Annotated in this window: 2 protein-coding genes; one reads left to right on the forward strand and one right to left on the reverse strand. The window is 73.5% G+C overall.

Going from position 1 to position 2,981, the window contains the following annotated elements; genetic code table 11:
* Positions 1–27 precede the first annotated feature (27 nt).
* Entirely contained in the window at positions 28–1,080 is a 1,053-nt protein-coding gene (locus E0D90_RS24745; protein WP_227870487.1) for a LacI family DNA-binding transcriptional regulator, read from the forward strand.
* 113 nt (positions 1,081–1,193) lie between these two features.
* Here E0D90_RS24745 and E0D90_RS24750 read toward each other — a convergent pair whose 3' ends face one another.
* Positions 1,194–2,963, reverse strand: a complete 1,770-nt coding sequence (locus E0D90_RS24750; protein WP_130800161.1) for a discoidin domain-containing protein — start codon at positions 2,961–2,963, stop codon at positions 1,194–1,196.
* Positions 2,964–2,981 lie beyond the last annotated feature (18 nt).

Below are 2,981 nucleotides of genomic sequence, written 5' to 3' on the forward strand. Positions count from 1 at the left end.
GGGGTGGTGGGGCGGTATAAATGCACGGTGAGCACGGAGCCGGTCGCGACCTCCAGGCGCGCCACCCTGGAGCAGGTGGCGCGGGTCGCCGGGGTGTCCCGCGCGACGGTCTCGCGGGTCATCAACGGCGAGTCCACGGTCGATCCCAAGCTGCGGGAGCTGGTGGAGAAGGCGATCACGGCGACCCGGTACGTACCCAACCGCGCCGCGCGTTCGCTGGTCACCGGTCGTACCGACTCGGTGGCGCTGGTCGTCTCCGAGCGGGAGCGGCGTCAGGTCGCGGGGCCCTTCGTGGGGCGGATGTTCACCGATCCCTACTTCGGGCGGGTGGTGACCGGGCTGCTGGAGGTGCTGCGGCCGAGCGGGGTGCAGATGGCGCTGATGCTCGCGGACGACGAGCCCTCCCGTGAGCAGCTTCTCGACTACCTCCAGCAGGGCCACGTCGACGGGGTGGTGCTGATCTCCTCGCACGCCGGTGACCCGCTGCCGGGGCGGCTGGCGCGTACCCCGCTGCCGATGGTCCTGGCCGGGCGCCCGGCGGCCCCCGCGCCCGTCACCTATGTGGATCTCGACCAGCGTGCGGGCGCGCTGCTGGCCGCCGACCGGCTGGCCGGGCTCGGCAGGAGACGGCTGTGCGCGGTCGCCGGCCCGCAGGACATGCCCGCCGGACGGGACCGGCTCGCCGGTTTCCGGGAGGGGGTCGCCGCCCACGGCCACGGGGAGGTGCCGTGGGCCGAGGGCGACTTCACCCAGGCCGGCGGAAGTGACGCGATGCGGCGGCTGCTCGCCGAACACCCGGACGTGGACGGGGTGTTCGTGGCGTCCGACCTGATGGCGCTGGGCGCGGTCTCGGCGCTGCACCGGGCCGGTCGGCGGGTGCCGGAGGAGGTGGCGGTGGTCGGGTTCGACGACAGTCTGCCCGCGGTCGCGTGCGATCCGCCGCTGACGACGGTGCGGCAGCCGGTGGAGGAGATGGCCGCGGAGATGGCGCGGCTGCTGCTGAAGCAGGTCGGCGCGGCGGGGGAGCGGGTGCCGTCGGTGGTCTTCCACCCGACGCTGGTGGTCCGCGCCAGCGGCTGACGCGCGGATATCGGCTCAGCCGCCGGCGCGGTGCCCCGTCATGTGGTGCCCCGCCGCGCCGTGCCCCGCCGTGCCGGGCCCGGGTGTCTCCTGGTTCGGCACGGCGGACGGCGTCACTGGTAGACGCGCACGTAGTCGACGAGCATCCGCTGGGGGAAGAGGCTGGTCCCGTCCGGCGGGCCGGGCCAGTCGCCGCCGACCGCGGAGTTGAGGATCAGGAAGAACTCGCCGTCGAACACCCACGGGCCGATGGTGGTCTCCAGTTCCTCGCGGTCCACGCTGTGCACCACCTGGTCGTCCACGGTGAACACCATGCCCTGGCTGTCCCAGTCGACGGCGAAGACGTGGAAGTCGTCGGAGAACGCCTCGTCACCCTCGTAGGAGGAGCCGTACCCACCGCCCGCGAAGTAGGCGGGGGCGTGCAGCGTGGAGTGGACGGTGTTCGGTTCGTGGCCGACGTGCTCCATGATGTCGATCTCGCCGGTGTAGGGCCAGGGGCGGCCTTCGTCGTAGTAGGAGGAGCCGAGCATCCAGAACGCGGGCCAGTGGCCGCGGGTGCTGGTCACCTTGATGCGGGCCTCGACACGGCCGTAGGTCATGTCGAACTTGCCGTGGGTGTTGACGCGGCCCGAGGTGTACTGGCAGGTGGAGCTGCCGGAGAGCGGGTCGACCGGGCAGGTGGTGCCGGGGCTCTCCTCGCGCCGGACCTCGATGGCGAGGTTGCCGTCGCCGTCCAGCAGGGCGTTGCGGTCGGCGGTGTAGTTCTGAAGCTCGTTGTTCTGGCCGACGCCCGGGTCGGGGGTCCACTTGGTGGCGTCGGGCAGGCTGCCCGCCGGGCCGTCGAACTCGTCGTGCCACACGAGTTCCAGCGGCTCGACCGGGTCCGGGGGCAGCGGCGGCGGGGTCTGCGGGTCGCCGCCGGTGCCGTACACCTGGAACTCCCACAGGGAGTAGCCGTAGGGGCCGGCGCGTTCGGTGCCGTACATCCGTACGTGGCGGCCGGTCGCCTCAAGGTCGATGGTCTCCTTGAACCCGCGGCCCTCGGTGGTGCGGTAGGCGGTGGTCCAGCTCTCGCCGTCGTCGGAGACCTGGATCTCGTAGGCGGTGGCGTAGGCCGGGTCCCACTGGAGCACCACCCGGGTGATGTCGGCGGGTGCGCCGAGGTCCACGGCGATCCAGCCGGGGTCACTCCAGCCGGTCTCGGCCTCCACCGACCAGCGGCTGGCCGGGTCGCGGTCGAACGCCTTGTCGGGCGAGCACTCCCAGCAGGCGCCGTCGTGCTGCGAGCTGGAGGCGGTGCCCGGTTTGCCGTACGACAGGAGCTGGTCCTCGGACGGGCCGGGGCCCGGGCCGGGGCCGCCGTCCAGCGGGGCGCCGTGCACCTGGAACTCCCAGAGGGAGTAGCCGTACTGGGTGGCGCGGGCCTCGCCGGCCATCCGGACGTAGCGGCCGGTGCCCGAGACGGTCAGGGTCTCGGTGCCGCCGGTGGCGGCCGTGGCGCGGTGCAGCCGCGTCCAGTCGTCGCCGTTGTCGGAGACCTCGACGCGGTACGCGGTGGCGTGTGCGGTCTCCCAGTCCAGGACCACGCTGTCGACGCGGTGCCGGGCGCCGAGGTCGACGGTCAGCCACTCGTCGTCGCCGAAGCCGCTGGACCAGCGGGTGCCGGGGTCGCCGTCGACGGCCGCCGAGGCGGGGAACGCCGCGGACTCGGTGGAGGAGGCGGTCGCCGCCTTGCCCTGGGAGACGGGCAGGGGCGGCTGCGCGGAGGACGGGGCGGTCAGCAGGCCGAGGCCCAGCGCGGCGGCGAGTGTCGCCACGACGGCGGTGACCAGGCGGGGCCGGCGGGGACCGGGGGGGGGGGGGGGGGTGGCTCCTTTAAACATTTTCCAGGCCCCGAGAAA

It is taken from the genome of Streptomyces otsuchiensis, from assembly GCF_004305975.1.
Classification (GTDB): domain Bacteria; phylum Actinomycetota; class Actinomycetes; order Streptomycetales; family Streptomycetaceae; genus Streptomyces; species Streptomyces otsuchiensis.